Origin of the sequence: Microcoleus sp. Pol12B3 (assembly GCF_036701355.1) — a bacterium.
Taxonomy (GTDB): Bacteria; Cyanobacteriota; Cyanobacteriia; order Cyanobacteriales; family Microcoleaceae; genus Microcoleus.
Genome location: NZ_JAUBQS010000026.1, coordinates 37,948 through 64,945 on the forward strand (window position 1 = coordinate 37,948; position 26,998 = coordinate 64,945).

22 protein-coding genes are annotated in these 26,998 nt (G+C 45.4%); 5 read left to right on the forward strand and 17 right to left on the reverse strand.

Annotation, left to right across the window (positions count from 1 at the left end; all coding sequences use genetic code 11):
* Positions 1-195 precede the first annotated feature (195 nt).
* Together QUA53_RS15040 and mfd are read right to left on the reverse strand one after the other, a co-directional pair.
* On the reverse strand, positions 196-849 hold the full coding sequence (locus QUA53_RS15040; RefSeq protein ID WP_333149153.1) for an S-layer homology domain-containing protein: 654 nt from the start codon (positions 847-849) through the stop codon (positions 196-198).
* Positions 850-981: 132 nt separating this feature from the next.
* A complete protein-coding gene (gene mfd, locus QUA53_RS15045) occupies positions 982-4,545 on the reverse strand; it encodes a transcription-repair coupling factor (RefSeq protein WP_333098168.1) in 3,564 nt (1,187 codons plus the stop codon).
* Between the two features lie 289 nt (positions 4,546-4,834).
* On the opposite strand from mfd, the gene QUA53_RS15050 reads away from it, so the two are divergent.
* Positions 4,835-6,166 (forward strand): hemolysin family protein, encoded by a 1,332-nt coding sequence (locus QUA53_RS15050; protein WP_333098166.1) that lies wholly within the window; start codon positions 4,835-4,837, stop codon positions 6,164-6,166.
* 67 nt (positions 6,167-6,233) lie between these two features.
* On the opposite strand, the gene QUA53_RS15055 is transcribed toward QUA53_RS15050, so the two are convergent.
* From QUA53_RS15055 to QUA53_RS15125, 15 genes are all read right to left on the reverse strand, one after another.
* On the reverse strand, positions 6,234-7,568 hold the full coding sequence (locus QUA53_RS15055; protein WP_333098164.1) for a hypothetical protein: 1,335 nt from the start codon (positions 7,566-7,568) through the stop codon (positions 6,234-6,236).
* 6 nt (positions 7,569-7,574) lie between these two features.
* The gene (locus tag QUA53_RS15060) at positions 7,575-8,900 is read right to left on the reverse strand and encodes a hypothetical protein (RefSeq protein WP_333098161.1); all 1,326 of its coding nucleotides are present in this window, start codon (positions 8,898-8,900) and stop codon (positions 7,575-7,577) included.
* A 19-nt stretch (positions 8,901-8,919) separates the two neighbouring features.
* Complete coding sequence (locus tag QUA53_RS15065; RefSeq protein ID WP_333098159.1) at positions 8,920-10,152, reverse strand: SGNH/GDSL hydrolase family protein; 1,233 nt, start codon at positions 10,150-10,152, stop codon at positions 8,920-8,922.
* Positions 10,153-10,156: 4 nt separating this feature from the next.
* The gene (locus QUA53_RS15070; protein WP_333069521.1) at positions 10,157-10,321 is read right to left on the reverse strand and encodes a DUF5989 family protein; all 165 of its coding nucleotides are present in this window, start codon (positions 10,319-10,321) and stop codon (positions 10,157-10,159) included.
* Positions 10,322-10,729 carry an SxtJ family membrane protein gene (locus QUA53_RS15075; protein ID WP_333069520.1) on the reverse strand — a complete coding sequence of 136 codons (408 nt, stop codon included), beginning with the start codon at positions 10,727-10,729 and terminating at the stop codon, positions 10,322-10,324. It abuts the gene before it with no gap.
* A gap of 86 nt (positions 10,730-10,815) precedes the next feature.
* Positions 10,816-12,792: a carbamoyltransferase gene (locus QUA53_RS15080; protein WP_333098158.1), complete on the reverse strand. Its 1,977-nt coding sequence runs from the start codon at positions 12,790-12,792 to the stop codon at positions 10,816-10,818.
* 169 nt (positions 12,793-12,961) lie between these two features.
* Positions 12,962-13,447, reverse strand: coding sequence for a hypothetical protein (locus QUA53_RS15085; protein WP_333098156.1), 486 nt, complete (start codon positions 13,445-13,447; stop codon positions 12,962-12,964).
* Positions 13,448-13,643: 196 nt separating this feature from the next.
* A complete protein-coding gene (locus QUA53_RS15090) occupies positions 13,644-14,564 on the reverse strand; it encodes an NAD(+) kinase (RefSeq protein ID WP_333098154.1) in 921 nt (306 codons plus the stop codon).
* Between the two features lie 341 nt (positions 14,565-14,905).
* Positions 14,906-16,555: a hypothetical protein gene (locus tag QUA53_RS15095; RefSeq protein WP_333098153.1), complete on the reverse strand. Its 1,650-nt coding sequence runs from the start codon at positions 16,553-16,555 to the stop codon at positions 14,906-14,908.
* A 41-nt stretch (positions 16,556-16,596) separates the two neighbouring features.
* Positions 16,597-17,280, reverse strand: coding sequence for a DUF3226 domain-containing protein (locus QUA53_RS15100; RefSeq protein ID WP_333098151.1), 684 nt, complete (start codon positions 17,278-17,280; stop codon positions 16,597-16,599).
* On the reverse strand, positions 17,280-18,398 hold the full coding sequence (locus tag QUA53_RS15105; RefSeq protein WP_333098149.1) for an ATP-binding protein: 1,119 nt from the start codon (positions 18,396-18,398) through the stop codon (positions 17,280-17,282). The genes QUA53_RS15100 and QUA53_RS15105 overlap by 1 nt, the downstream gene beginning before the upstream one ends.
* 45 nt (positions 18,399-18,443) lie before the next feature.
* Entirely contained in the window at positions 18,444-22,265 is a 3,822-nt protein-coding gene (gene cobN, locus QUA53_RS15110) for a cobaltochelatase subunit CobN (RefSeq protein WP_333098148.1), read from the reverse strand.
* Positions 22,266-22,456: 191 nt separating this feature from the next.
* Positions 22,457-23,317, reverse strand: a complete 861-nt coding sequence (locus QUA53_RS15115; RefSeq protein WP_333098146.1) for an EamA family transporter — start codon at positions 23,315-23,317, stop codon at positions 22,457-22,459.
* Complete coding sequence (locus QUA53_RS15120) at positions 23,314-24,051, reverse strand: ABC transporter ATP-binding protein (protein ID WP_333078240.1); 738 nt, start codon at positions 24,049-24,051, stop codon at positions 23,314-23,316. The genes QUA53_RS15115 and QUA53_RS15120 overlap by 4 nt, the downstream gene beginning before the upstream one ends.
* Positions 24,052-24,217: 166 nt before the next feature.
* Complete coding sequence (locus QUA53_RS15125) at positions 24,218-25,030, reverse strand: ABC transporter ATP-binding protein (RefSeq protein WP_333098143.1); 813 nt, start codon at positions 25,028-25,030, stop codon at positions 24,218-24,220.
* 69 nt (positions 25,031-25,099) lie between these two features.
* On the opposite strand from QUA53_RS15125, the gene QUA53_RS15130 reads away from it, so the two are divergent.
* The 4 genes from QUA53_RS15130 (at position 25,100) to QUA53_RS15145 (ending at position 26,995) form a co-directional block, all read left to right on the forward strand.
* The gene (locus tag QUA53_RS15130; protein WP_333098209.1) at positions 25,100-25,324 is read left to right on the forward strand and encodes a DUF433 domain-containing protein; all 225 of its coding nucleotides are present in this window, start codon (positions 25,100-25,102) and stop codon (positions 25,322-25,324) included.
* 60 nt (positions 25,325-25,384) lie between these two features.
* Positions 25,385-25,675, forward strand: coding sequence for a DUF5615 family PIN-like protein (locus QUA53_RS15135; RefSeq protein ID WP_333098142.1), 291 nt, complete (start codon positions 25,385-25,387; stop codon positions 25,673-25,675).
* A gap of 13 nt (positions 25,676-25,688) precedes the next feature.
* The gene (locus tag QUA53_RS15140) at positions 25,689-25,937 is read left to right on the forward strand and encodes a type II toxin-antitoxin system MqsA family antitoxin (protein ID WP_333098140.1); all 249 of its coding nucleotides are present in this window, start codon (positions 25,689-25,691) and stop codon (positions 25,935-25,937) included.
* A 191-nt stretch (positions 25,938-26,128) separates the two neighbouring features.
* Positions 26,129-26,995, forward strand: a complete 867-nt coding sequence (locus QUA53_RS15145; protein WP_333098139.1) for a HEAT repeat domain-containing protein — start codon at positions 26,129-26,131, stop codon at positions 26,993-26,995.
* The last annotated feature ends 3 nt before the right edge of the window (positions 26,996-26,998 follow it).

Consider the following 26,998-nt stretch of genomic DNA (forward strand, 5'->3'; position numbering starts at 1 on the left):
TGGGGGTTTGATGGCTGCTTTTACAGTCACCAAATCTCCGGGATTTTGCATGGCGGGCGATCGACTTTTTAACTCATATCAAATCCGTTAGCATCGGAATAGTAAATTCGAGTTGACGGTTGACAGTCAACCGTCAACCGTCAACCGTCAACATCATTCCGGTGTAACCGGAAAGAATATCACAAGTCAACACTATCACCTTCCCACGCCGCGATCGGGAGGCTGCTCGTCCGGGACAGGCAAAGAAGTCGGCCTTATCTGCCGCTCCAAATACTTGCTCAAAGCGTAAGCGATATCCCAGCGAGTCATCGGCTTCAAAGGATTAATCTTATTAGTTCCGAGTTCAACATTAACAAACCCTTCATAAAGTGCAGTAGCAATAGACTTTCTAGCCCAATTAGGAATTTCCCCTGCATCTGGATACTTAGCTAAAATCTCGGAAATACTGGCATCGGGAAACTGAAAAACCCCGTAAGCTTGAGCAAAAATCGCCAAAGCTTCAGCGCGAGTCACCCTTTGATTTGGGAAAAACATTCCGTCGCGATATCCACTCATTGTTCCCGTTTTCAAAACAGTTTGAATAGCACTGTAAGCCGAGTAACTCTTCGGTACGTCCGGCAATTCCCGATCCGGTTTCTGAGCTGTTTTCCGCCGTTCCAAACCAAAAGTTTTTACTAAAATCACCGCCAAATCAGCGCGACTGACAAGACCCTCAGCATGAAAATTGCCACTGGCATCTTTATTCATCAACCCTGCACTCACAACCCGCTCGATCGGGTCAATTATTTCTTGAGATTGAACCGCCATAGGCACTCCTTGCAGTAGGGCGATCGCCAAAAAAACATTCACTAACCTTTTCACGATTTTAATCCTTTCTGTCGCTAAAACAATCATGAAAACAGCAGTAATATTTTTTCCGGTTCTATCGGTATAATTCTGTGGTTTCGGCAGGGCGCTAGATTGGGCGATTATATATCAAAATTAAAGATTTGCTTCCGGCAAAGCGTTCTGCATTTTACCCAGCCAATCAATCAAATTATCCAATTGCTTTTGGGCCGTCAAAACAGCCATACCTCGAATAGTAACCTTCCCCTTGCTGTAGACAAAACGAGCTTGCAAATGTTCCGGCAACTTAGCCTTAAGCAAATTCCAAGCAGGCTCCTCCATAGGTGTTTCCAACACAATGTGCTGCTTATTCTCCGGTTTTATCCGAGAAAAACCAATTTTTTTAGCGATTTGTTTGAGTTCGACAATACGGATAAGTTGCTGGGCGGGAAGAGGAATTGGCCCGTAACGATCGCACCAATCAGCCTGAATCTGCTGTAATTCTTCAGGGGTATTAGCAGAAGCCACAGACCGGTAAGCGCTCATCTTTTGATCCAAATCTGCGATGTAATCGGCAGGAATAAACGCCGTCAAAGTGAGGTCGATTTGCGCGTCCTCCACTTTCGGAATTTCCTGACCCTTGATTTCCCGAATAGCCTCCTCTAACATTTCAGCATACAAATCAAAACCGATCGCCTCCATTTGGCCAGACTGTTCAGTACCCAAAACATCACCCGAACCGCGAATTTCCATATCTCGGACGGCCAACTGATAGCCCGATCCCAACTGGGCAAACTCTTGAATTGCCCGCAACCTCTGCCTTGCAGCATCCGACAGTTGGTTCTGCTTGGGATAAAACAGCCAAGCGTGAGCTTGAATCCCCGCGCGTCCCACCCGTCCCCGCAACTGGTACAGTTGACCCAAACCAAACCGCTGCGCGTCCTCAATTAAAATGGTATTGACTCGCGGAATATCCAAACCCGACTCAATAATCGTCGTACACACCAAAATATCGAACTCCGCCGCACTGAAAGTCAGCATGATCGATTCTAATTCCGAAGCCTCCATTTGACCGTGGGCGATGGCAATTCTCGCCCCCGGAACCATCTCCTGCAACTTATCCGCCAACTCATCAATCCCCTCAATCCGCGGCACCACGTAAAAAACCTGACCGCCCCTGTCCAACTCTTGACGAATTGCCGATCGCACCGTTTCCGGGTTATAGGGAGCCAAATGCGTCTGAATCGGGCGCCTGCTGGGAGGCGGAGTCGCAATTAAACTCATCTCGCGAATCCCCGACAGCGACATATACAAAGTCCGGGGAATCGGCGTTGCTGTCAGAGTCAGAACATCTACCTCTGTTTTGAGAGCTTTAATCGCTTCCTTTTGCTTAACCCCAAACCGCTGTTCTTCATCCACCACCAACAAACCCAAATCCCGAAATTTAATCGCTTTGCTCAAAACAGCTTGAGTACCGACAATCACGTCTAATTCCCCAGTCGCCAAACGCTTGTGAATCTCCCGGCGCTCGGTTTCAGTGCGAAAGCGATTGAGCAAACCAACTTCGATCGGATAAGGGGAAAAACGCTCCGAGAGCGTGTGATAGTGTTGTTGGGTCAAAATCGTCGTCGGCGCGAGCAAAGCCACCTGCTTGCCCGCCGTAACCGCCTTAAAAATCGCTCTCAGAGCAACTTCTGTCTTGCCAAAACCGACATCGCCGCAGACCAAGCGATCCATCGGTCGATCGCCCTCCATGTCGCGTTTCACATCCTGAGTTGCCTTCAACTGATCCGGCGTTGGCTGGTAAGGAAAAGAATCCTCTAATTCTTGTTGCCAAGGCATATCAGGAGGAAAAGCGTAACCTGTTTGTTTAGCTCTTTTAGCATAAAGATTCAGCAAATCCACTGCCAATTTTTTAACAGCTTTGCGAACCTTTGTTTTAGTTTTTTCCCAAGTTTGACCTGTCAGCTTGTTTAGATCCGGTACTTTATCGCCTACCGTCCGAAACCTCGACAAAGCGCCCAATTGATCTGCCGCCACTCTCAGAGTACCGTCAGCGTATTGTATCAGCAAATATTCGCGAGTTTCCCGATCGATAGTCAAACGTTCTAACTTGATAAATTTTCCCACTCCGTGCTGGCGGTGAACCACATAATCACCAGGGCTTAATTTATTCGGGTCTACTTGCTTAGAAGCAGCGCGGCGGCGCTTGCGGACGTAGCTAAAAGTAGCAAGAGAATGCTGACCGTAAAATTCCCGATCGGTAATTAAAACAATCCGAAAAGTCGGCAGAATAAACCCTTCTAATTCTGCTAAGCCGCTGTACTTCAAAGCAACCGGAATGTGCTGCAATTGCAACTTATCGATCGCCAAATAATCGCGCGGATTTACCACAAACTGAGCCGGACAGTCGTGTTCCGACAGCAGAGAAACCGATCGGCTCGGTTGAGCAGAAACCAGAAAAATGGTAAAACCCCGATCGCGCTCTTCCCTGAGCATTTGAGACAGCTTAGCAAATTGGTGAGGCATCACCGGCACAGGCCGAGAAGCCAAATTAATCGCAGACGGTAGTTGGTCGCCCTCCGCAGAGCTTTGAAATTTTTTAGCCGTAGAATCTTCTGCCAATTCTGAAAGTTCTAGCCTGTCGAAAGCTGCGACATCGACCATAGATTCAGCAAAAGTGCGGTGAATTTTCGGAACTTTCAAATTAGCAATTGGCAAGTTGTCTGTTCCCGCACCAGAAACTTCCGATTCGCGATTGCAATTATTCCACTGTTCCTGTGCATTCTCAAACCAGCGGTCGCTGTGAGCTTCGCACCCTTGCGGCTCGTCAATAACAACTAAAGTATTTTCGGGCAAATAATCCAACAAAGATGCAGGTTTTTCAAACGCTAAACCCAACAGCCGGCGGACAAATTTTTCGGTTTCATTTTCTTCTGTGTCAATAGAGCCTACGCGGTTGATTTCGTCAATATTTTTTTCAGCTAAAACTGCTTTAATAATTGTATTAAAATTAGTAGGAGTTAAAACTAATCGCTCGACCTTATCGAGCGATCGCTGCGAAGACGGGTCAAACTCCCGAATTTGTTCCAAATCATCCCCAAACCACTCCAGCCGCACCGGCAACTCAGCCGCCACCGGAAACACATCGACAATATCGCCCCGACGGCTCCATTGACCCTCCATTTCCACCAGAGCCACCCGATCGTAGCCCATTGAAGCAAGTTGGCGGTCTAAAATCTTCGAGTCTTGAACCGCACCTCGCTTTAGCGTCAGACAGTAGGGTTCAAAAGCAGCAGGCGGCGGCAAGTGAGACTGGAGAGCTCTTTCGGTAGCTACAATCGCGATCGGCTTCGACTGATTGGCGGTTTTTTCTTCCTTATCCACCAAATCCGCCAGCACCTGCATTTGCCCCCACGTCATTTCATTTTCGTCGGAGTAAGATAGCTCGTAGGGTGAGGTCTCCGAAGTCGGGTAAAAATGTACGGTTTGCCAGCCCATCGCCTCTAAAGAAGCCACCCAGCGACCGGCTTCTTCTAAAGTAGCTGTTACTGCCAATAAGTTTCGCCCCTCTTGCTGTGCGAGGGCGGAAGCTACTAAACCTTTAGGCAAACGGGCGATGCCGGACAGTTGCAAGCAGCGATGCCGTTTGAGCTTGTTGAGAAGTTCTGTGGCTAGGGGCGATCGCCCCAGGGTACGAATTATTGAAGAGAAAGTCATGCGCTTTTAATTTTAATCCCCGATCGGCTCCGGCTCTTTCCCTTTGCCTGTTAAGGAGATTGTACGACAAACATCCATGATTGTACCGCTCTGCGGTTGACGCCTGGGAACTTAACTGGCGATAGATTTCTGCTTTAATATCTCGATCCTGCGATCGCGATTGAGCCAGTTCCGTTAATCTAGTGACAGGTTTAGAAAAAATTTCGATTTTGCCATCGAGATTCGCAGCTTGCAGGCTTCTCCTTTAACCGGGCAGAGCGCTTCGCCGTTACTACCGAAAATTTTAGAAATGTCCCCAAGTACCGATATTCTGATTGTTCTCTTGCTAATTTTCCTCAATGGCTTGTTTGTGATGTCAGAGATGGCCATCATCTCTGTACGGAAGGTGAGACTGCAACAGATGGCCAACCAAGGTTCAGCCAATGCCCGCATAGCCTTGGATCTGGCTAATGCCCCCAATCAGTTCTTGCCGACAGTTCAAATCGGGATTACGATGCTGGCCATTCTGTCGGGCGCTTTCGGAGAAACGACAATTGCTAAAAGGGTAGAGCCTTTGTTGCGGCTGGTTCCGGCCCTGGCGCCCTACTCTCAGACGATCGCGTCAGTAGTAGCAGTTTTAACCATCACTTATCTGACCTTAATTATCGGCGAACTGGTGCCAAAGCGGCTGGCACTCAACAACCCAGAGCCGATCGCTTCAAGCGTCGCCATTCCCATGCGAATGCTCTCAAAAATTGGCGCTCCTGCGGTTTATCTGTTAAGTCATTCCACTGACTTGGTGATGCGAATGCTGAGGATATCGCCCTCGACAGAACCGCAAGTTACAGAAGAGGAAATTAAAGTTTTAATCGAGCAAGGAACCGAAGCCGGAACCTTTGAAGAAGCCGAACAAGATATGGTGGAAAGAGTCTTTCGTTTGGGCGATCGGCGAGTCAGCGCCTTAATGACCCCGCGTCCCGATCTTACCTGGCTCGACCTCGACGACTCAGTAGAAGAAAATCGCCAAAAAATGCTCGGCAGCGGTCATTCTCGGTTTCCGGTGTGTCAGGGAGGACTCGACAACGTTGTCGGTTTAGTACACGTTACTGATATGCTGTCGCGGACTTTAACTGGTCAACCCCTCGATTTAAGCGCTTCTTTACGGCGACCGTTATTTGTACCGGAAAGCACGCGGGGTTTAAAAGTATTAGAACTGTTCAAACAATCTAGCAATCAAATTGCCTTGGTAGTAGACGAATACGGGGTGATTCAAGGATTGGTCACAGTCAACGACATTTTAGTCGAATTGGTGGGGGACTTTCCCTCTATTGAAGATGCAGACGAGCCTCAAGCCGTGCAGCGCGAAGACGGTTCTTGGCTGTTAGACGGAATGCTAGCAGTCGAAGATTTTTTTGAGTTGTTTGGAATTGAAGAATTGTCAGCAGAACACAAAGGAAGTTACCACACAATGGGCGGTTTTGTGATTACTAATTTGGGCAAAATTCCCACAGCAGCCGAGCATTTTGAGTGGAATGGTTTGCGCGTGGAAGTAGTCGATATGGACGGGAACCGAGTTGATAAAATCTTGGTAATGCCGATCGACTCAGCGGGCGATCGATCTAGAACCCAACCAACAACCTAAAATTTAAACTCAGCGGTAAGGTGCGCTAGGCGCACCCTACATTGACCATTCCGCGAATATTTCCGACCTACTTCTTTTTGCTTCTAGCCGCATCTTTCCGCAAAGATTCCAGAATAGAACGGCCCACATAATTGCTAAAAACTACCTCTCCAGCTTGATTGTAGTGGCAGCAGCTATCTACATAAACAGCCTCTTTAGTCTTGTCAAAAACATTGACAGCATTCACTAGATTAATATTATTTTTTTCCAAATTAGGAAACTTTTTGAAAAGAGCCGGATATCCAATTTGCACAGCTTTAGCATAAGGAGTATCCTTGTTAAAAGCAATCTGCTTTTCGGCTTCAGGAAACACTCTTTTCGTCTGATAATATTGATTAGGCTGAAGAACATGAAAATAAGGCACATTACTAGCAGACAGAACTTTGTGCATAAAAATTGAACTTTTTGCCCAATTTAACGCCATTTCTTGAAAAGCTACTGAATCCTGTAAAACCGATTTATTAGTATTGATGTAAATAACGCTGCCGCTGTCATCTTTTTTTTGTTTATTCCGTTCTTTTTCAAATTTAATAACATCGGTTTTATAGTTATTAACTAGATTTTGAACGTAAACAGAAGTCAAAGCATCGCACGCAGCGAAAGAACAGTTTTGCAAACGTTCCAAACCCTGATTAATCCTAGCTTTATTTTCTTGGATTCTGATAGTTGCTTTCATAGCTTTGGTAGAAAGGCTATTATTCGCCAAGCTAGTCAGCGGTAAAATATGCTGAATGCTTGGCATCGCCAAATCGACTTGATTTTTATTGTTTAAGTTAGAAAGTGCTACTTCATTAAAACCATCTATATTGACGACCAGATCCAATTCTTGCCCTAAAGCCAAAAAATAGTTTAAAATCAATAATTGCTGGGGTTGTTTGTAGCCGCCGGTAGCAAAAGACAAAATTACAAATTCTTTATCTTTCAAACCCGGAAGCTGCTTGAGGTATTGAGGTAAAATTTTATTTTGAACTTCAAATATTCCATAATTAGAAGCCACAGAACCGCCAAAAACTCCGATAATAAATTGATTGGGTTTAGTCTTTTTGAAAGGGTAATCGTAAGGTGAGATAAACCCATAGTTGTTATTTTTAAAGCCGGGGCGAAAGTCAAGGCCTGGTTTCTGAATAAACCCAAAAAAAGGATGAAATCTTTCGACTATAGACTCATTGAGTCGCACTCCTTCTAAATTAATTCCCAAGGCAGATTTATCTTGCGTCTTTTCTCTAGTATAGAAAAATTGCTTGTGCTTGACAAAATACCATCCCAAGGAGCCAAGCTCGAGGAAAACCAGTAAAAGCAATAAATTAATCAAAGTTATCTTGAGAAATTCTTGTCCTTTTTTGAGTAATTTTAAATCTTTCATAAACCTCTATTTCGACTCTCTTACTACTTTAATAATGGAACTAGAAACATAGTTTGCCAATAATTCGTCTCCGACGGAATTATAGTGGCAGCAGGCATCTTTGTAAACCGTCTCTTTTGTATTATCTAAAATATTCACTGCGTTAAAAACATTAACCCCAGCTTTTTGCAAATCATCGACTTTGGACAAGATCACCGGGTAACCTTTTTTCACACCTTCAATGTAAGGGCTATTCTGGTCGATCGCAATTTCGTTTTCCTTGGCGGTAAACGCTCGCTTAGTGGGATAATACTGGTTGGGCTGGATAACGTGAAAATACTTAATCTTTCTACTTGATAAAATTTGATTCATCCCGATCGACGATTCGTACCATATTGATGCCATTTTGTCAAAAGCAGCGACATCCTGCAAAACAAAGTCTGCTTTGGGAATGTATACTATACCGCTATTTGCCGTGTTTGGGTTGGATTCTTTGACTTGCCTATCGTACTTGACAACGGCTTGCTGGTAATTGTTGACTAATTGTTGCACCTGTAGCGAGGTAACAGCGTGACACAAAGCAAGCTGACAAGTTTGCAATTTGTCAATACCTGCTTTCAACTGTTTTTTATTTTCGTTAATTTGCACGATAGAGCTCATAGCTTCCGGTGACAAGTTGTTGTTGGCTAAACCAGTCAGAGGCTGTATGTGCTGAACGCTTGGCATTCCTATTTCTACTTGGGCTTTGTTATTTAAATTTGACAGTGCTACTTCGTTAAAACCGTCAATATTGATGACTAAATCTAACTCTTGACCCAAAGCCAGAAAGTAATTTAAAATTAATAATTGTTGGGGCTGTTTGTAGCCACCGTTGCCAAAATTTAAAACAATAATTTCCTTGTTCGCAAATTCTGGATAAGTTTTCAATTTGTTAGACAATCTACGAGTTACGTATTCATCTACTGCAAAGTTATTCGCAACTGAACCGCCAAATACTCCGATAATAACTTGATTTTTATTGCTTTTAACAAAGGGATATTCGTAGAGGGAAAAAAAGCCGTGTTTGTTGACTTTTAACTTTAATTTTTCATTAGTGAAAGCACCTTGTTTGAGTACATAGCCAAAAAGTGGGTGCAGTCTTTCTACGATAGATTCATCCAGTCTAATGCCGATCCTTTCAATATCTTCTACTACTTTTTCTTTGGCTTTAGTTCTGGTATAAAAAAACTGCTTTTGGTTGATAAAATAAAAAGCTAGCGACAAAGCTTCCAGACAAATAAAGGCGATCGCCAAATTAACCGCGATTATAATGAAGATATTTTTGCTTTTTTTGAATATCGTTGAATCTTTCATGAAATTTGAATTTGACGGCTTACGGTTGTTTTTTGGGGAGTTGAGACTGCTTCAAATTTTGGCACAAATTTCGGTTGATCAGGATACTAGCCAGTCGGTGTCCGAGTTCATTCCAGTGACCCCCACAGGGTACAGAATTCTCAAAACCGTGGGCGCAAACTTGATATTTTTCAGTGTAACCTTGGATCTGTTCGGATAAATTTAGTACCCGAAAACCCTCGCGTGCGCCCAATTTTTCCAGCCGCTTATCGGGATAAAACAAATCCTGAATGTTGTTCTTTTCCATAAAATTTTTTCGCCTCTCGGCCTCCGGTCGAACTTGCATCGGATCGCCGATTGTCACAACTAAGAAATCAGCATTTTTCTGCACGACTTCATTCCGCATCGTCACAATCAAACCCTCTGTCACCTTCCAAGCCTCTTGCCAAACTGCATCTTGAGGTTCCTTGAGGTTCAGGGTACTTAAAGTGGTAAAGTCCCCCGATAACTCCCGCTTTTTCCGATCTAAGTCTACTTTTTTTATGACCTGCAAAATTCGCGAATTGTTGACGATCAAACTGGGCATTCGATCTACGAAGGAAACTGCTCTTTCGTTGCGATCGATCGGCGCCAGGTTGCGAAAAGACATATCCGGTACTAACTTGCCGCTAGCATCATAAGCAAAAAATGGTCGGTAGCGATCGTATTCCAGTTTCGGAGAATTATTTATCACATCATTGCCAATAAAAAAAGCAAGAATTACAATATCAGGACTGTAATCCCACACTTTTTTTCGCAGCATAATTAATTCTTGAGCAGTACCGTAACCCTGCACGCCGAAATTGATGACCTCAACTTTTTTGCGTCCCTTAACGGCCTCGCAGTTGCCTAACTTTCGTTCCAATTTCGACCAGAATGTTTGTTCGACAGGTACGTGAATTGCTTCGGTGAAAGAATCGCCCAAAACCGCCACCCGCAAAGTATTTGGAGGTTTTGCTTTTGTATGTTCGCGATCGCGCAAACCCTCGCTATTCACCTGCACAAAACTCGCACCTTCCCCATTCCACTCCCCCGACGCACCCGGTTTCAGCTTCCAGCCCAAATTTGGATCGGAAGTGTGGAAACGAGTTGGCGCCGACTCTACGAAATCTCCTATTTTTGGATATCCCTCAACTCTAGCAACTCGCAACCCAACTTCACCAATTACCACCCCCATAAATAAACCGCCGAGTGTCAAACCTAAATTGACACCCAAATTTTTCAACTTGCTCATTCTTTCAAAACAGGGTGTAAATAAACGGAGCAATCACAGAACCGTGACTCAATACAATCAAAGCTCCCAAAAAGACTAAAGTCACAATTAACGGCAACAGCCAATACTTTTGGCGTTCTCTCATAAACGCCCACAAATCTTTGAGAAAGTCTAATGTTGATTCAAACACTTAGAAAGGACGCTCCATACTAACTTTTGTTCTTGCTTTACTTGGGACGCGGTAAGTATCCATTTTCGGATTGAGTTTTCGCCGCATGGCATCTTCGCCCAACAGGCTTTTAATAACTCCCATCGGCCAAATTATCAGGTAAAAAACTATCCCTAGGACGATCGGCGTTTCGATTTTGTTAAGAATAAGTCCAAAGCGCATCCACGCGTGATAAACGGGATTCAGCGATTTCGGCGCCACCAATGCTAGCACGATTAGGACTGCGCCGATCGCCCAGGGCCACCAAGGTAGAGAATGTCGCCTCAGTAAAGGTACTGCTAAACCGAACAGCACTGCAATCAAGCCACCAATTAGCAGCCCGAAATCGCGCAAGCCTTTTTTGTCGAGTTTTTTAATTTCGTCGCTCATTAGAAATGGGGAGTTGGGAATTGGGAATTAGTTATTAGTTATTAGTTATTCGTACCAACTAATAACTAATAACTAATAACTAATGACTAATCTAGTTCAAATTCATTTTTCCAAGCATCATCTTGTTTCCAAGGAATTTGTTCGGACTTGGGAAGCAAGTAATTTTCCAAAACCAGATAGTCCATTTCGGTTCGCATGAAACAGCGGTAAGCATCTTCTGGAGTGCAAACAATCGGTTCGCCTCGGACGTTGAAAGAAGTATTTACCACAATAGAACAGCCCGATCGCTCTTCAAAATGGCTGATTAAGTCATAGTAGCGAGGATTGGTTTCTTTGTGAACAGTTTGGATGCGAGCCGAGTAATCGACGTGGGTGACAGCCGGAATCTCCGATCGCGGAATGTTGAGCTTTTCAATGCCAAACAACTGCTCTTGTTCTGCAGTCATCGGAATGCGGAGACTGGACTTGACAGGTGCTACCAATAGCATATAAGGGCTAGAATGGTCAATCTCGAAATAATCGGCAACTCGTTCGGCTAAAATTGACGGCGCAAAAGGTCGAAATGATTCCCGATATTTAATTTTCAGGTTCATCACGGACTGCATTTTAGCACTGCGGGGATCCCCAATGATCGATCGACCGCCCAGAGCTCGCGGCCCAAATTCCATCCGCCCCTGGAACCATCCCACCACATTTCCCTGTTCCAAAATTTCCGCCAACTGCGGCATTAATTCGGCATCGTCCAATCGGTGATAGCTGGCTTTGACAGCATCCAAATATTCGAGAATTTCTGCGTCAGTAAATCTCGGCCCCAAATATGAGCCACGCATTTGATCGTGACAAGTTAAATGAGCAACAGACTTAGCCACAGTTGCCACCGCTTGGTTTGCAGTGAGAACTTCAGTCCTCTCATCAACCGCTGCGTTTGTAGTGACCAGTTCAGTTTTGAGGGATTCTATACTATTTGCTGTCGAATTCGCGCTCACAGTGCGAGTTTGTTCGCAATATTGGTACCAAATCGCCAAAGCCGCACCCAATGCACCGCCAGCATCTCCCGCCGCCGGCTGAATCCAAATATCTTTGAAAATACCTTCCCGCAAGAGTCTGCCGTTAGCAACACAGTTGAGAGCAACGCCGCCGGCAAGACAAAGATAATCGACATTCAATTCTTTTTTAACTGTTCTGCAAAGCCGCAAAACAACTTCTTCGGTAACAACTTGAATGGAAGCTGCAATGTCCATTTCTCGCTGAGTCAATTTTCCTTCAGCTTGACGCGGCGGCCCTTCAAACAGTTCGTCAAACTTCTTGTTGGTCATGGTTAAGCCAACTGCATAGTTGAAATAATCCATGTTCAAACGGAAAGTTCCGTCATCTTTGAGGTCGATTAAATAGTTGAGAATTTTGTCTACATACTTGGGTTCGCCATAAGGAGCTAAACCCATGAGTTTGTATTCACCAGAGTTGACTTTGAAGCCGGTGTAATAGGTGAAAGCTGAATAAAGCAAACCCAAGGAGTGGGGAAAATCTATTTCCCACTGAGGTGTCAGTTGGTTCCCGTCTCCCAACCAAACCGAGGTTGTGGCCCACTCGCCCACGCCGTCGATGCACAAAACGGCTGCTTTTTCAAAGGGGCTGGGAAAAAATGCCGATGCTGCGTGCGATTGGTGGTGTTCGGTAAATAGCAGAGATGGCAGTTTATTCGTTTTGCAGTTTGCTATTGCTGCCAGATCTTTTTTGAGCATGGTTTTGAGGTAAAGCTTTTCTTTGAGCCATATCGGCATGGCTTTTAGGAAAGAGCTAAAACCTTGGGGCGCGTAGGCTAAATAGGTTTCAAGAAGGCGCTCGAATTTGACTAAAGGTTTGTCGTAAAAGACTATGTGATCGAGTTCCCGCAAATCTATTTTCGCTTCTTTCAAGCAATAAGCGATCGCATTCTTGGGAAATCTGGCGTCGTGTTTTTTGCGGGAAAATCTTTCTTCCTGCGCTGCGGCGATAATTTCTCCGTCGCGAATTAAGGCTGCGGCGCTGTCGTGGTAATACGCCGAGATTCCAAGTATGTTCATTCGTCTCCTCACAAATCGCAATGCGTTTGTATCTGACTATTTAGAATAGCTAACGATTATAGCTGCTTAAGTGCTGATTGGGAATTGAATTTTGCGATCGCCTCTAATTTTACCTGAATCGATGTCGGTGCAACGTCCTGGAGCAATCGGGTTTTTGAGAGCATTTAAGCTAGCGCCGGCTTATCCTGCGCCCCCAAGCTCTGAAGTAAGTGACCACCGGGAATTGATAAAATTCACCTACCAACCACAGCACAATGCCTAAATGCGACAAAAAAGCTAAGCCTGTCCAAGCTACAGGCAGCCAGGACAACCGGCTGCCGGGAACCGGGGGAAAATAGTAAGCTGAAAGTCCCAGCAAGGTAGTGGGAAGGAAAATTAGACCAAAAGCCGCTGCAAAGTAGGGCCATCCGAATTCTACGCCTTCGAGGTGTGCTCCTATCCACTGTTTGCCGTTCCAGTGCCAAGTTACGGGCGGTTGGCGATCGGCCATTTGGAGCGATTGTCTTTCAACGCTTGCGGTATAAATGTGCTGGCAGAAGTTGCAAGCTAGGGCGTCCATCAGCGCTAGAGTGGAAATTTGACCGGTGCGGCACACGGGACAGGGATATGTATCTTGAGGGTTGAAAGGTCGGGTTGATTTTTTGAAAATCTGCATAGATCAGGCTGTTTGTCAAGATATTGAGCGATCTTAACAAAGTACAGAGATTATGGGTTGACGGTTGACGGTTGACGGTTGACAGTGAACAGTGAACTCGAATTTACTATTCCGATGCTAACGGATTTGATATAACAGGTTTTTTCACCCTTACGTGTCCCAGGGGTTAATGCAGTTTCCTGGTGGATGATTCGGATTAATTGCGGTGATTGTTGCTGTACCGAATTCTGGCTCCTGCCCAGTGAAGTTTTTCCCTCAAAGTGTTGAAATAAGAATAGTTTTCCCGCAAAATAATAAACTGGGCTTCGCAGTCTGCCCTCCGCACGTCTACGCGCTGTCCTGGCCAAATTGCAGTACCTAAAATGCCGTCTGTCCAGAGTTTGGTACTGAGTTCGTAATCTGCTAAAGGCCAAATGCTGACGACTGAACCGGGCGGGAGTACGATCGCCCGGCTGGATAAACTCAAAGGGCAAATCGGAGTAACGGCGATCGCCTCCATTCCCGAGTGCATAATCGGCCCGTTGGCAGATGCGGTGTAGCAAGTCGAACCGGTGGGAGTTGCCACAATTAAACCGTCGCCTTGATACTGATCGACTACTTCGCCGTCAACTTCCATTTCTAGAATACAGCTCGGCATTCGATCGGCTGAAGCAGGTTTGACACACATTTCATTTAGTGCCAAAAATCGATCGCTTTGGGGTTCGAGATTGCTTCTGTTTCCCTCAAAAACTGTTGCCTGCAACATCATCCGCTTTTGCACAGCATACCTATCTTCCGAAAGTCTGTCCCAAATCTCCTCAGTATTTTGGAAATCCTCAAAAGACTCGGTTAAAAAGCCCAGATGTCCCCCCACATTCGCTGCCAAAATCGGGATGCCGTCAGCCGCCAAATTCCGCGCGGCAGCTAGGGCCGTACCATCGCCCCCCAGCACTACCGCTAAATCAATTGGGCTGTTACTAGAAGCTAAAAAAACCGGATACGGGTTATCTTTCGGGCCGCTGGGCCCCATTAAAACCTGACACCCGCGACTTTCTAATTGGCGGGCACACTGTTCTGCCCACCGCTGGCTGAGGGTATCTCTGGCTTTGTGGGCGATAATTACTTGTTTTAGTTGCACAACCTATCGATTTTAGATTTTAGATTTTGGATTTTCGATTGTTAGATTTTAGAGTGACCTCACAATCTATCGATTTTGGATTTTTGATTGTTAGATTTTAAGCTGAGTGAAATATCTTAAAATGTTCGATCGCACAAATTGGTTTTGGACATCAGGTTAGATTTTAAACTATTTTTGAGCATTGCGAGGCAGAGCATGTGGATATGCGTTACCAAGATTGGCCTGGTAAAAAGAAAGCCGGGAATAAGAAATATTATTATGACTGCATTTCCACATCTTCCTTCTTCCTGCCATCCGTTACATCCGTTACATCTTGTACAGTGCTCGTTGCCGAACTTCCTTCACCCGTCACTGCGGCTGGATTTGGGCCGCGGCCAGATAATGCTGGAATCGGCCGCGAGTAGGCGAGAAACTGCGATCGCCCCAAAGCGGTTGAGGTGGCTGGGGTCAAAAAAATAGTCGTTACGGCCCGGCCAGCGCTGCGACAAGTCGCGGAAAGCGAAGCCTTTTTGCCGCGAGAGTTGCTGCATTCGCTGCCGGAACTGCTGTTCTGCCCACAGGCGAGTTCCGTCTAAGTAGTCGTTGGTGAGGGGTAAATTAACGAAAATTAGGGGAATTTTGCGAGCTTTGGTAAATGCTACAACTGAATTAAAGGCTGTTGCTTGTTTGCCTCCGAGGTTGAAGTTTTCGTAGTCGCGATCGTACTGGCCTGAAACGTAAGCGCGTTCTCGATAATAAGTGTTGGGGTTGTAAGTGCCCGATATAGCCATAAATCCGTTAGAGTCGATCGAATCTGCCAATTGGTTGAGTTGTCTGATGGCTACTGTTGTGCGTCGCGAGACTGGAATCAATTGTGCTTTTTGAGTTGCTGCATTCGCTGCGATCGGTTTTAACTCATATTTTGCAGCATTCTCAGCAACGGGCAAGATGCCGGTTCCACTAGACAGGAATTTGATTGTGGGGTGGGTGTCAGCAACGGGCAAGATGCCCGTTCCACTGGACAGGAATTTGAGTGTGGGGTGGGCATCTTGCCCGCCCCTGAAAGGTCGATCGACAGATGCCAATGCTTTGCGGAAAGTGTTGTTAGCGCAGGGCTGCGGGAATCTATAACACAGCGGAATCTCGTTGGGTTCATCCGACGGCAGTTCGGGGCGAATGCCTGCTGCTAAAAGTTGGCTGCCTTCAGAATCGACGATCGAATTAAAAGTGCGATCGTCCCGGCCGCTGTTAAATCCGCGCACACCATCCGCCCAGACAATCATTTGAGGCAAATGACCCGGCTTCAAAAGTCGCCGCAGTTGAAAGTCAACTACTTGTGCAGTTGCGCCGTTGACTGAAAAGTTAAATACTTTTAAGCCCGGACGGCCCCTTTGGGCCAAAGATTGTTTTAGCTGTTTGGGATCGACGCCCTGCAATGCCCGGGAACTGCCGACAATCAAAACATCTGGCGGGCCGACCGCAGCAACGTAGGAGAGGTAAAGTTCTAGTTGTTCGTTTAGCAAATCGCTGCTGAAGCTGACTGTACTGGCTTGGGATCTGGTTGTGCCCGCTTGCTGCTGGGAATACACCAGATTTCTCATGTACTCGATTACTTTTTTCTCCGCAAACGCCCGTCTGGGACTGCCTGGGGGAACCGCTTGCATCCAAGCGACGGCCTGCACCCACAGGGCGGCTACTTCGTCCCAGTCTTGTTTTGAATTGGCTGATTGAGCCAAATTAGAAGCTTGGGTGGCAAAGTTAACTGCCTCCGTGAAGCCATCGTTTTGGGGGCATGAAGCAGCGCTGACGGATTTTTTGGATTTGTTGGGGTTTCGGGCTAACAGAGACGTTGGGGACTGGGCTAGGACTGCCGATTCGATCGAACTCGATGGCGCTGCGGTGTTGGGCGGCTTGGTAGACGAACATCCCAAAGTAAAGGCTAGCAAGGCAGTTGCGGCGCAGGTACGTTTTAAGATGCTGGTGCTGATGCTAGCAATGTAGCGGCGAATCATAAAGCTTTCAGCGATCGCGAAATATTACTAGATATTACTAATTATCCGGGGGATGGAGCAATTAGCTCAAACAGATGTTTTAACCATTCAATAAAAATTAAGGCGATGGGGCAATCGCAGCTAAGCACCTGCGCTGTTATTGCTTGTCCCATCGGCATTGCAGGCGTTTTTTGCCATGCCAGCCAAGTGTGGATTAGCGCTTTGGGATGATGAATTAAAGTGTAGCGGTTAAGTCGGGCTTGTTCGAGCTCTTGTAAAATTGCTTCGGCTTTCGGACGCAGCGTGTCGCCAGGGGGGATGAGATAGGCGACAAAATCTTCTAACATTCCAGGAAGTTGATTGTCTGGCATCAACCAAACTCCGACGCGAGGCAAGTATGGATCTGAAGGTGTGCAAACCCAGCCTTCGGGAGGGGGAGATTGGGGGATATCTCGATAGCCGCTCGAACTCAGTTTATCTTTAAGAGATTGCCACCGCGCACTTAAATTGCGATCGGCATCAACCACAATTCCCAACGTGCGTAAATTCTCTGCTTTCAATCTTTCTGGCAAGCCATTTAGCAGCGCTTCAATTCCTTCTGTACCGTCTTCTTGCGGTACTTCGACGGAAAATGTTTGTGGCAGTTGATATTGCTGGCACAAAGCCCAGATTACGTGCCGATCATTCTTACCTTCTACCAATAACTGTTGAGGTTTTGGTTGAGGAGGTTTTCGTGCTGTTGGCATCAGCGCACCTCGATACTTTGGCGCACTGCAACGGACAATTCATCGGGAGTGTATTCAACTGCACGAATATCCTCGCCGCGCCGGCTCAAGCGAAATAATTTCCCAACAGAACTATCTTCTGACTGTTCTAAGGCTTCTTGAAATGCGGCTATACAATCCCAACTGTGGGTAGTTGCAAAGACTTGAAGGTTCAATCGCTGTGCTGTTTCAAATATCAATCGCCACATATCAGTTTGGGTTTGATAGTAAAGACCTGTATCAATTTCATCAACCAACAAAAACCCATTTTCTGATGAGACTGCTACCATTGCTATACTAAGAATTCGTTGCATACCATCTCCCATACTGCCTAGAGGAATTGGGTGATTCTGTCCTCTCATTTTAATCAAAATACCACTGTTATTAGTGGGATTACTGGTAAAACTAATACGTTCTACATCTGGTTCTAAGATTTGCATTGCTGCTACTACGCTTTCTTCTTTTGGTGTCAGTGTAATAGCATCCCAAAGCCCAGCCATTTTGTTAAAAGTTATTGCCGTAGTTTTGATTAAATTATAATTATCTTTGCTGGCTCCAACCAGCGACAAAGAGTTATCATGTATCTCTGTTGATTGAACCGAAAGTAAACTACTAATATTAGCAATAGTCGCATCGCGCAGCACTGAAATTTTGACTCGGGAATTTTGATTGTAGTAAGCAATTAATTCCCATGCTAAAAATCTTGTTTCTAGTTCTTCAGCTACCGGAATTACCTCTTGTTGGTTTGTAGGGTTTGCTTGGATTTTGAGTGAGAGTTGTTCTTCTTTCTGGGATTGAATGTAAATACTTCGATCTGGGGTTAGTTGATGTCCGTAAAAAATATGTTCAAATTGATACTTGCTGCGGTTTACTGCTTGACCCGATGCAAGTTGAGTTTTTATGTTACTCATTTCGCCACGACCATTTAGTACATCAAACAAAGCTTGAATACTCTGTTGTTGGACTAATAAATAAATGGCTTCCAAAAAAGTAGTTTTACCACTATTATTCTGACCGACTATCAGATTAACCCTAGCTAGATCGTCGATATGAAAATCTCTAAAACAGCGATAATTTTGGATGGTGAGATCGCGCAACATGGATTCCTCTCATATTAACTATATTCTATCATTTCTCCGTTCACACTAAAAACCAGTATGGGATTCGATGACTGCTTCGACTTGCAGGGCGATCGACCTCAATTTATCCAATGTATCCTGCTTCGCACTCTGCCACAACCCCCGCTGGCGGGCTTCTAGCAATCTTTCCGCCATATCTCGCAGTGCCCAAGGATTGTTTTCTTGAATAAATGCCTGCACTTTCTCATCAAAAATGTAAGCCTCTGCGATTCCTTCATACATAAAATCCTCTACACAATTTGCCGTAGCATCGTAAGCAAACAAAAAATCAACAGTTGCTGCAATTTCAAAAGCACCTTTGTAACCGTGTCGCATCGCACCTTCTATCCATTTGGGATTCACAGCCCTACTGCGATAAACCCGCGCAATTTCTTCCCGCAGTTGCCGCACTTTCGGATTCTCAGGAATCGAGTTGTCTCCGAAATAGGTTGCAGGATTTTTGCCTTGCAAATTGCGGATTGCGGCCGTCATTCCGCCTTGAAATTGATAATAATCGTCGGAGTCGAGGATGTCGTGTTCGCGGTTGTCTTGGTTTTGCAGAACTATTTGCATTTGGCCGAGGCGTTTTTCAAATGCTTCGGGTGCAGAACACCCCCATTCACTCTGTTTAACTCCTGCTACATCTCCCGGCAAATTTGAGGAACTAGAGGAGGTATAGGCGTAACTGCTCCAATTAATGTAAGCTTTTGCTAAATCGCTGTCGTCTGTCCAGTTTTGAGCTTCAATTATGCCTTGAAGTCCTGCGCCGTAAGCACCCGGTTTTGAGCCAAACACTCGAAATTGCGATCGCCCTTGCGCCTCTTCCTGACTCAAACCTGTAGATTCCCAATACTGAATCTCTGCTTGAACTTGTGCTGCTAAAGGATTATTTTCTGCAGATTCGTCTAAATCTGCCACAGCTTTTACCGCACTGTCAAACAAATCAATTAAATTAAAAAAAGCATCGCGGAAAAAGCCAGAAATTCGCAAAGTAACATCAACGCGCGGCCGCCCCAAAACAGAAACTGGCAAGATTTCAAAATCTACCACCCGGCGCGAAGGGCCATCCCAAACTGGTTGAACTCCTATCAGCGCCAAGGCTTCGGCGATGTCGTCTCCCCCCGTCCGCATGGTGGATGTTCCCCACACTGACAAACCCAAAGTTTTCGGATATTCCCCGTTTTCTTGGGTGTATCTTTCGATTAAAGTTTCAGCAGCAACTCTGCCAACTCTCCAGGCGGTTTCTGTGGGAATGGCGCGGATATCTACTGAGTAAAAATTGCGACCTGTGGGCAATACATCGGGTCTGCCACGAGTGGGTGCGCCGGATGCACCGCTTGGTATGTGCCGCCCATCTAGTCCGCGCAAAAGGTTGGTAATTTCTTGGTCTGTTTGGAGAAGGGAAGGTAAAAGATAGTTATTTATCCAGTCTAATTCTAGTTGGGTTGCTTCTCCTGTTTGGGGATTTGTAACCGCAGATAAACGCGGATTAACGCGGATGTTTTCGATTAAATTATCTACTAATCCAGCGGCTTTTTCTTCGAGTTCTGCTGTTAAATCGCCTGCTGTGCGGTGCTGAATTATCGACGTTGGATCGCAGGTTAAGGGGTCGAAATCGTAGCCTGAATCTTCTGCTAGGGCGCGGGTTAAGCCCGATCGCCCGTTGGTGGGATGGCGGGCGATCGCAATTATCAAATCTCTCAACTGTCTACCTTCGGGACACTGCCCGAAAATGTGCAATCCGTCGCGAATTTGGGATTCCTTGAGTTCGCAAAGATAGCCGTCTGTGCGGGTGATGAATTCTGTAAATTCAGATTTATTTAGTTGTATTCCTAACTCTCGATCCAAGTTTTCTTTGTTTGTGAGGGCGAGAATGCGATCGCGAATCATGGGCAATCTGGACGGATCTAAACTTTGGGCTTCGCAATATTCGTCGATTAAGGTTTCTAACTGCTGCAAAGGCCCGTAGAGTTCGGCGCGAGTCATCGGCGGTGTCAGGTGGTCGATAATCACGGCTTGCGATCGTCTTTTTGCTTGGGAACCTTCCCCGGGATCGTTGACAATGAAGGGATAAAAGTTCGGCATCGCGCCTAATGCTACTTCTGGATAACATTTGTTAGACAATGCTATACTTTTACCGGGCAGCCATTCTAAATTGCCGTGTTTTCCCGCATGAATTATAGCGTCAATTCCCAATTTTTCTCGTAGCCAATAATAGTAAGCTAGATAATTGTGAGTTGGTTCTAAGTCGGGGGCGTGATAATTTAAACTAGGGTCAAGTTCGTATCCCCGCGATGGTTGAATGCCTACAAATACATTACCGAACTGAATCCCCGGAATCGGAAAAGACGTATTGTTACTTATAAAATCTTGTGCATAGCTTCCCGGACGCCCCCATCTTTTACAAATCCCATCTTGCACTTGCTGCGGCAAACTAGCAAAATATTCTTCATATTCTGCCAAATCTAAAGATTGATGAACAGGCCGCAATTCGCGTCCTTCCGGGTCATTTGTCACGCCGGAAGTCAGGAGTTCAATTAACTCGTTGCCGCTAGCGGGGATGTTTTCAATTTGATAGCCAGCTTGCTGCATAGCTTTGAGGATTTCGACACAGCTAGCGGGCGTATCTAAGCCGACGCCGTTGGCTAAGCGGGCGTTGCGAGTGGGGTAATTTGCTAGAATTATGGCGATGCGCCTGTTAGCGGCTGGGGTTTGTTTCATTTTCACCCAATTCGCGGTTAAATCTGCTACAAATGAAATGCGATCGCCCGCTGCTACATAGCCTACTACATCTGTTTCTAATTCGCTGTTCCAAGTCTGTACCGCTTTAAAAGAAACAGCCCTAGTAATGATTTTTCCGTCTACTTCCGGCAATGCTACATTCATCGCCACATCGCGGGGCGAAAGTCCCTGAAGTTCTGTTTCCCACTGTTCCAAACCGCCACCGCTGAAGATTGCTTGCAATACTGGAACGTCTAAGGATTTTAAACTATTTTGTTCCGGTTTTTGACTGCTAAAACCTGACACTGCAAAACTTGTGGAGTTGAGCAATAATTGAATGGGTTCTGATTTTTTTGGCTGGAAATATTCCAGCAATTCTATTTGCAAATCCGGTTCCCGCAGAGAAGACACAAAGACGGGAACTGGTAGTAAGTTTCGCTCTGATAGAGCTTGACAAAGTGCATCAATTGGTGCTAAGTTTCCTGATAAATAATGAGCACGATAAAATAAAATTCCTACTTTAGGTTTAGAATTAATGTCCCCGTGTCCGCAAGTTGGGGACGAGTCAATTGGCTTTTTCCAATCATAAATTCCGACGCGGGAAACTGTTTGAGGTAGGGGCGGATTATAAGCAGTTTTCAGGCAAGTATCGGCGGCAAACTTGAGTGCGTTAACAAAGTTTTGAACTCCGCCTTCTGTGAAATAGCGCCAAAGTTGATTGACTGCTGATAGCGATACATTTGAATGGCTGATTAAATCTGGATCTGGACTGTCTTCTCCCGGCATTACAATCAGTGCTGCGTTAGTTTTGTCCACAGTTTCTCGCAGAATTTCTAACCCGTAAGACCAATAAGAACGCCCTCCTAACAGTCTTAAGATTATGACCTCGGCGCGTTCTAAAACTTCCTCGGCATAAGTATCAATTGTTAGTTGTTGCTGCAATTGAAGCAGGTTGACTGCGCGCACTTTGGGGAATGCTGCGGGCATTTTGGATGCCGCCGCTGCGAGAGTTTGAATGTCCGTGTCAGCAGCACTAATAAATACTACTGGTGCTGGGGTTTGCTGAATAAAAATTACTCCTTCTGCTTGAGGGTTCCAACCTCCGGGTGTGGCTGCTATTTTGTGCATTAATTTTTTTTATGTTAATAAATAGTGAGAGAAAGTGCGATCGCCTTGAGTATAACATGACTTATACATCAATAGAAGCGAGGACGTGTTTCCCAACCCGGACATTCCCCCCAACCGAGAGAGGGCGGGCACGGGGGCACCGCCCCTAGATTCAGGGGGAGAATGAGCGTCTGAGTCCCGGAAATCTCAACCTATAAACTGACAAATAAAACTCCCAAAATCATTATTCCCGCCCCTAATAATCTTTCTTGAATATCTTTTTCCTTAAAAATGAAATGACCGAACAATACACCCATTAACAGGCTAGTACGCTTAATCGCGATCACTCGCACTACGAAAGTTAATGTCAAAGCTTGCATTTGAAAAATTATTCCAGTAGCATTGATAAACCCCATAGCAGCTAGCATTGGTAATTGTTTGAGAATTTGTCGCCCTGGATTTGGGGTTTTGTGCAATAAAACTGGTAGTAGCAAGACACTCATTGTACTAAACAAAGAGAATACCCAAAAAATAGGGTAGGAATTTGTAACTCCTATTTTGTCAAAATTTGCGGCAATACTCCATAGAAATGCGACGATTAACATCAATTTTGGCCCTGGTTCATGCAGAAGTGCTTTGAATGGAGCTAAATATCCTTTAGATTTCTCTTTGATATTTAATAAATAAGAGCCTGCTACGATTAGTAAAATGCCAATATAATCAAAAAGTGTGGGATATTCACCGACAATTAACGGTGAAGTTACCAACATGAATAATGGTGTCAAAGCTAGCAGCGGTAGTGTCAGGGATAAATCAGATACTTTGATGGCTTTGATGTAGAGGAGGGCTGTGACAGCGTTGATGCTACCTCCGATTAATAGGGCGAGCCAAAATTGAGAGTTTAATGGCGGAATTCCTGTATATAATACCCAGGGAAGCAAACAGATGACTGAAAAAAATGAGAGAGACCAAGCGACGACATATTCGTCACTTTTTTTGAGGTTTTGTTTGCCAAAAACGTCTTTGACGGCTTCAAAGAAAGCGGTCAAGATTCCAAAAATTAACCAAGTCAACCTAAATATGCGCTCCTGACTCGCTCGTCGTTTAGCAAATCCGCTCCAATACCTGTGAGGGTAATATTACCAGCTTCTAGTACGTAACCCCGATCGGCAATTTGCAGTGCTAAACTGGCGTTTTGTTCGACTAAGAGGATTGTAACGCCTGTGGAGCGGAGGTTTTGAATAATGGCAAAAATTTCTTTGACGATCGCAGGTGCTAACCCTAAACTAGGCTCGTCTAATAATAGCAGCTTCGGGCGACTCATCAGAGCGCGAGCGATCGCCAACATTTGCTGTTCCCCGCCGCTGAGGGTTCCTGCTAGTTGGCGGCGCCTTTCTGCTAGGCGCGGAAATATCTCAAATTGGCGCTCTAAATCGGCTTTTACTGCTGCCGAGTCCGATCGAATATAGGCCCCCAATTCCAAGTTAGTCAACACCGTTTGCTGCGCCAAAACCCGCCGCCCTTCTGGACTGTGGGCGATTCCCAACTTCACAACTTCGTGAGCTTGGCGGCGGCTAATATCGCGCCCGCTATAAAGAATTTGTCCTTGCCGCAAATTAACTATTTTAGAAATCGCTCTCAGGGTGGTACTTTTGCCCGCACCGTTAGCACCGATGAGACTGACAACCTCGCCTGCATTAATCGTGAGATTAATATTTTGTATGGCTTGAATTCCCCCATAACTTACAGAAACATTTTTGAGTTCTAAGAGGATGTTTTGGGTTGTTTTGGGTGGGCTATGTTGCATTTTTGGTGACTTGATTTTTGATGACCAAACTGTCTCTTTTCCATTCCTCCAGGGGTTGCAACCTGGCTCCTAGCTGAATTCCTCTTAAGAGGGCTGGAAGATTCATTTAAGGCTAACTATTAATTTTACTCGTTCCCCGCCAGAGCCGGGGAAACATTTACAATTTCTACGTTTCATCTCCCAAATAAGCCTCAATTACCGCCGGGTCATTCCTGACAACAGCAGGTTCCCCCAAAGCAATAAGCTGACCGAAATGCAAGACGGCAATTCGATCGCACAACCCCATAACTAGCGGTACATGATGCTCGATCAATATTACAGTTAAATTGAATTGTTGGCGTACTTCTCGGATAAATTCGCTTAATTTGTGCTTTTCACTGGGATTCATCCCTGCTGCCGGTTCATCTAACAAGAGTATTTGCGGTTCTAAGGCTAAAGCGCGGGCAATTTCTAAGCGCCTCTGGTCGCCGTAGGCCAAGTTTTTGGCTTGTTCGCCCGCGCGACCGCCCAATCCGACTAAATCCAACAATTCTAAAGCTTTTCGGTGGGTTTTGCGTTCCATTGCGTTAGATGCTGGCAAGCCTAAAATCCCCGCCAGCACCGATAAAACTGGATTTCCCGATCGACTGTGGATGTGTCGCGCGATCGCCACATTTTCCACAGCAGAAAGTTCCCCAAATAAACGGATATTTTGAAAAGTTCTGGCAATACCTTTATTAGCAATTTGATAAGGCTTCAATTGGGAAATATTTTCATTTTGATAAATCAGGTTGCCGCTAGAAGCAGGTATCAGTCCAGTCATTAGATTAAATAGAGTTGTCTTGCCCGCGCCGTTAGGGCCGATTAATCCAAAAATTTCGTGTTTTTCAACTGTAAAAGATACGTTGTTTACAGCAATTAAACCACCAAAACGACGAGTTAATCCTTGGGCTGCTAAAACCGGATTGCTGGTTGAGAGGGTAAGGGGTTCGGAAATCATCCAATATGATAAAATAATGATTATCTAATTATGCCTCAAATTATGGATGCTCAAAAACTCTTAGAATGAATCACAGTAAATCCCAAAATATTTAACGGAAAACCCATTATTCGGGGTCGCCGTCTTGCAGTTGAGCATATTTTAGGAATGTTAGCGGCAGGCGACACTCCTGAAACGATTCTAGAAGGCTATCTCTGGCTAGAAAGAGAAGATATTCAGGCTTGTCTAGTTTATGCTCACCGACTGGTTAGTCACGAGCGTATCGAACCTCTCTTGGCCGCAGTTGGCCAATGAACATTCTTTTGGATATTTGTGTTTGGGTCGGCTCCCGCCAACAACTCGAAATCGCGGGACATGATGCAATATGGACGGGAGATTGACCCGAAGATCCGGGCGACGAAGAGATTCTTTCTCGTGCATATAATGATGGATGGTCGTATTCTAGTAACCTTAGACAAAGATTTTGGCGAACTTGCAATAGTCCGAGGCGTACCTCACTGCGGGATTATCCGTTTAGTTAATCTAGCGGCGAGACAGCAAGCAGAAGTTTGCTTGCAGGCGATCGCACTTCACGGACAAGAACTCCAGTCAGGTGCTATTATCACTGCGGAATTAGGTCGATTGAGAATCCGAAATCCGGGATAGTGAGGATAGACCCATGCGAGAAATTCGATGTAATACCTGCGGTAGCAACCGCTATGAGGAACGTAGAATCAATTACCTTTACAGCCATCAAGGTAAATACTGGCTAGTTCCTAACACGCCAGTAGAGATTTGTGTTGATTGTGGCATGATTTATTATGATGCAGCAGTTCTCAAAGAAATTAAGCGCCGTTTCTTTGTGATTCACCAGCAGAATGAAATGCCGGATTCGTATATTCAAATTCCCAGCAAGAGTTACACGTAAAGAAGGATTTTTCAAGGAAAGAACCAGAATCTTCTTAAAGTGGCGCTTTTTAAGCAGTATTTAGGGCGATCGATTTCACCACAGACAAGAACAAATTTAGATCGCCCGGAATCCTGAAACAGTTTGATGAGAATGTATACACAATTATTCAAATGGCTGAGACGGCTCATCAAATACAAGGATTCTGGCCCATGACGAAGCACTACCGACAAAGATTAGTTGCCGTAATTGCCCTCTCGTTTCTATCTTTCACATCGCCTTTGCTGTTGACTGGCAATGCTGCGGCTGGAATTAAGGACGAACCTACAGCTAATCCCAAACAGATTGCCTTCCTCACTGAGAAGTTAAATATTAACGATGAAACGGCACTTGATGCAGCTATTAAGCTGTTACGAAAAATAGGTGAACCAGCCATCCCTGATTTGATGGAAGCTTTGCAGGATCAGAATTTGTCAGTCGGCCAGAGTGCTGCTGAGGTTCTAAGACAAATTGCTCTTCCTGCTATTCCTGCCTTTGTCAAAACCTTGAAAGACTCAGATGTGTCGGTTGGTGCAGAAGCTAAAATTGCTGTGCCGCAGCTAATTCTGTTGCTGAAAGACTCCGATGCAACTGTGCGTAGCCGTGCAGACTATGCTTTGGGAAGGATGGGTGCAGAAGCTAAAACTGCTGTGCCGCAGCTAATTCTGTTGCTGAAAGACTCCGATGCAACTGTGCGTAGCCGTGCAGCCAATGCTTTGGGAAGGATGGGTGCAGAAGCTAAAACTGTTGTGCCGCAGCTAATTCTGTTGCTGAAAGACTCCGATGCAAAGGTGCGTAGCCGTGCAGACTATGCTTTGGCAAGAATGCGTGCAGAAGCTAAAACTGCACTGCCACAGCTAATTTTCCTGCTTCAAGACTCCGATGCAACTGTGCGTAGTAGTGCAGTCAATGCTTTGGGAAGTTTCGGTGCAGAAGCTAAAACTGCACTGCCACAGCTAATTGTCTTGCTCAAAGACTCCAATTCAAATGTGCGTAGTAGTACAGCCTCTGCTTTGAATAAAATCCGTGCAAAAGCTTAAACT

Bases quoted from the DNA above. Each gene is read 5' to 3' on its own strand.
- mfd (WP_333098168.1), bottom strand. From the start codon at position 4,545: ATGACTTTCTCTTCAATAATTCGTACCCTGGGGCGATCGCCCCTAGCC.
- QUA53_RS15050 (WP_333098166.1), top strand. From the start codon at position 4,835: ATGTCCCCAAGTACCGATATTCTGATTGTTCTCTTGCTAATTTTCCTC.
- QUA53_RS15055 (WP_333098164.1), bottom strand. From the start codon at position 7,568: ATGAAAGATTTAAAATTACTCAAAAAAGGACAAGAATTTCTCAAGATA.
- QUA53_RS15060 (WP_333098161.1), bottom strand. From the start codon at position 8,900: ATGAAAGATTCAACGATATTCAAAAAAAGCAAAAATATCTTCATTATA.
- QUA53_RS15065 (WP_333098159.1), bottom strand. From the start codon at position 10,152: ATGAGCAAGTTGAAAAATTTGGGTGTCAATTTAGGTTTGACACTCGGC.
- QUA53_RS15075 (WP_333069520.1), bottom strand. From the start codon at position 10,729: ATGAGCGACGAAATTAAAAAACTCGACAAAAAAGGCTTGCGCGATTTC.
- QUA53_RS15080 (WP_333098158.1), bottom strand. From the start codon at position 12,792: ATGAACATACTTGGAATCTCGGCGTATTACCACGACAGCGCCGCAGCC.
- QUA53_RS15085 (WP_333098156.1), bottom strand. From the start codon at position 13,447: ATGCAGATTTTCAAAAAATCAACCCGACCTTTCAACCCTCAAGATACA.
- QUA53_RS15095 (WP_333098153.1), bottom strand. From the start codon at position 16,555: ATGATTCGCCGCTACATTGCTAGCATCAGCACCAGCATCTTAAAACGT.
- QUA53_RS15100 (WP_333098151.1), bottom strand. From the start codon at position 17,280: ATGCCAACAGCACGAAAACCTCCTCAACCAAAACCTCAACAGTTATTG.
- QUA53_RS15105 (WP_333098149.1), bottom strand. From the start codon at position 18,398: ATGTTGCGCGATCTCACCATCCAAAATTATCGCTGTTTTAGAGATTTT.
- cobN (WP_333098148.1), bottom strand. From the start codon at position 22,265: ATGCACAAAATAGCAGCCACACCCGGAGGTTGGAACCCTCAAGCAGAA.
- QUA53_RS15120 (WP_333078240.1), bottom strand. From the start codon at position 24,051: ATGCAACATAGCCCACCCAAAACAACCCAAAACATCCTCTTAGAACTC.
- QUA53_RS15125 (WP_333098143.1), bottom strand. From the start codon at position 25,030: ATGATTTCCGAACCCCTTACCCTCTCAACCAGCAATCCGGTTTTAGCA.
- QUA53_RS15135 (WP_333098142.1), top strand. From the start codon at position 25,385: ATGATGCAATATGGACGGGAGATTGACCCGAAGATCCGGGCGACGAAG.
- QUA53_RS15140 (WP_333098140.1), top strand. From the start codon at position 25,689: ATGCGAGAAATTCGATGTAATACCTGCGGTAGCAACCGCTATGAGGAA.
- QUA53_RS15145 (WP_333098139.1), top strand. From the start codon at position 26,129: ATGACGAAGCACTACCGACAAAGATTAGTTGCCGTAATTGCCCTCTCG.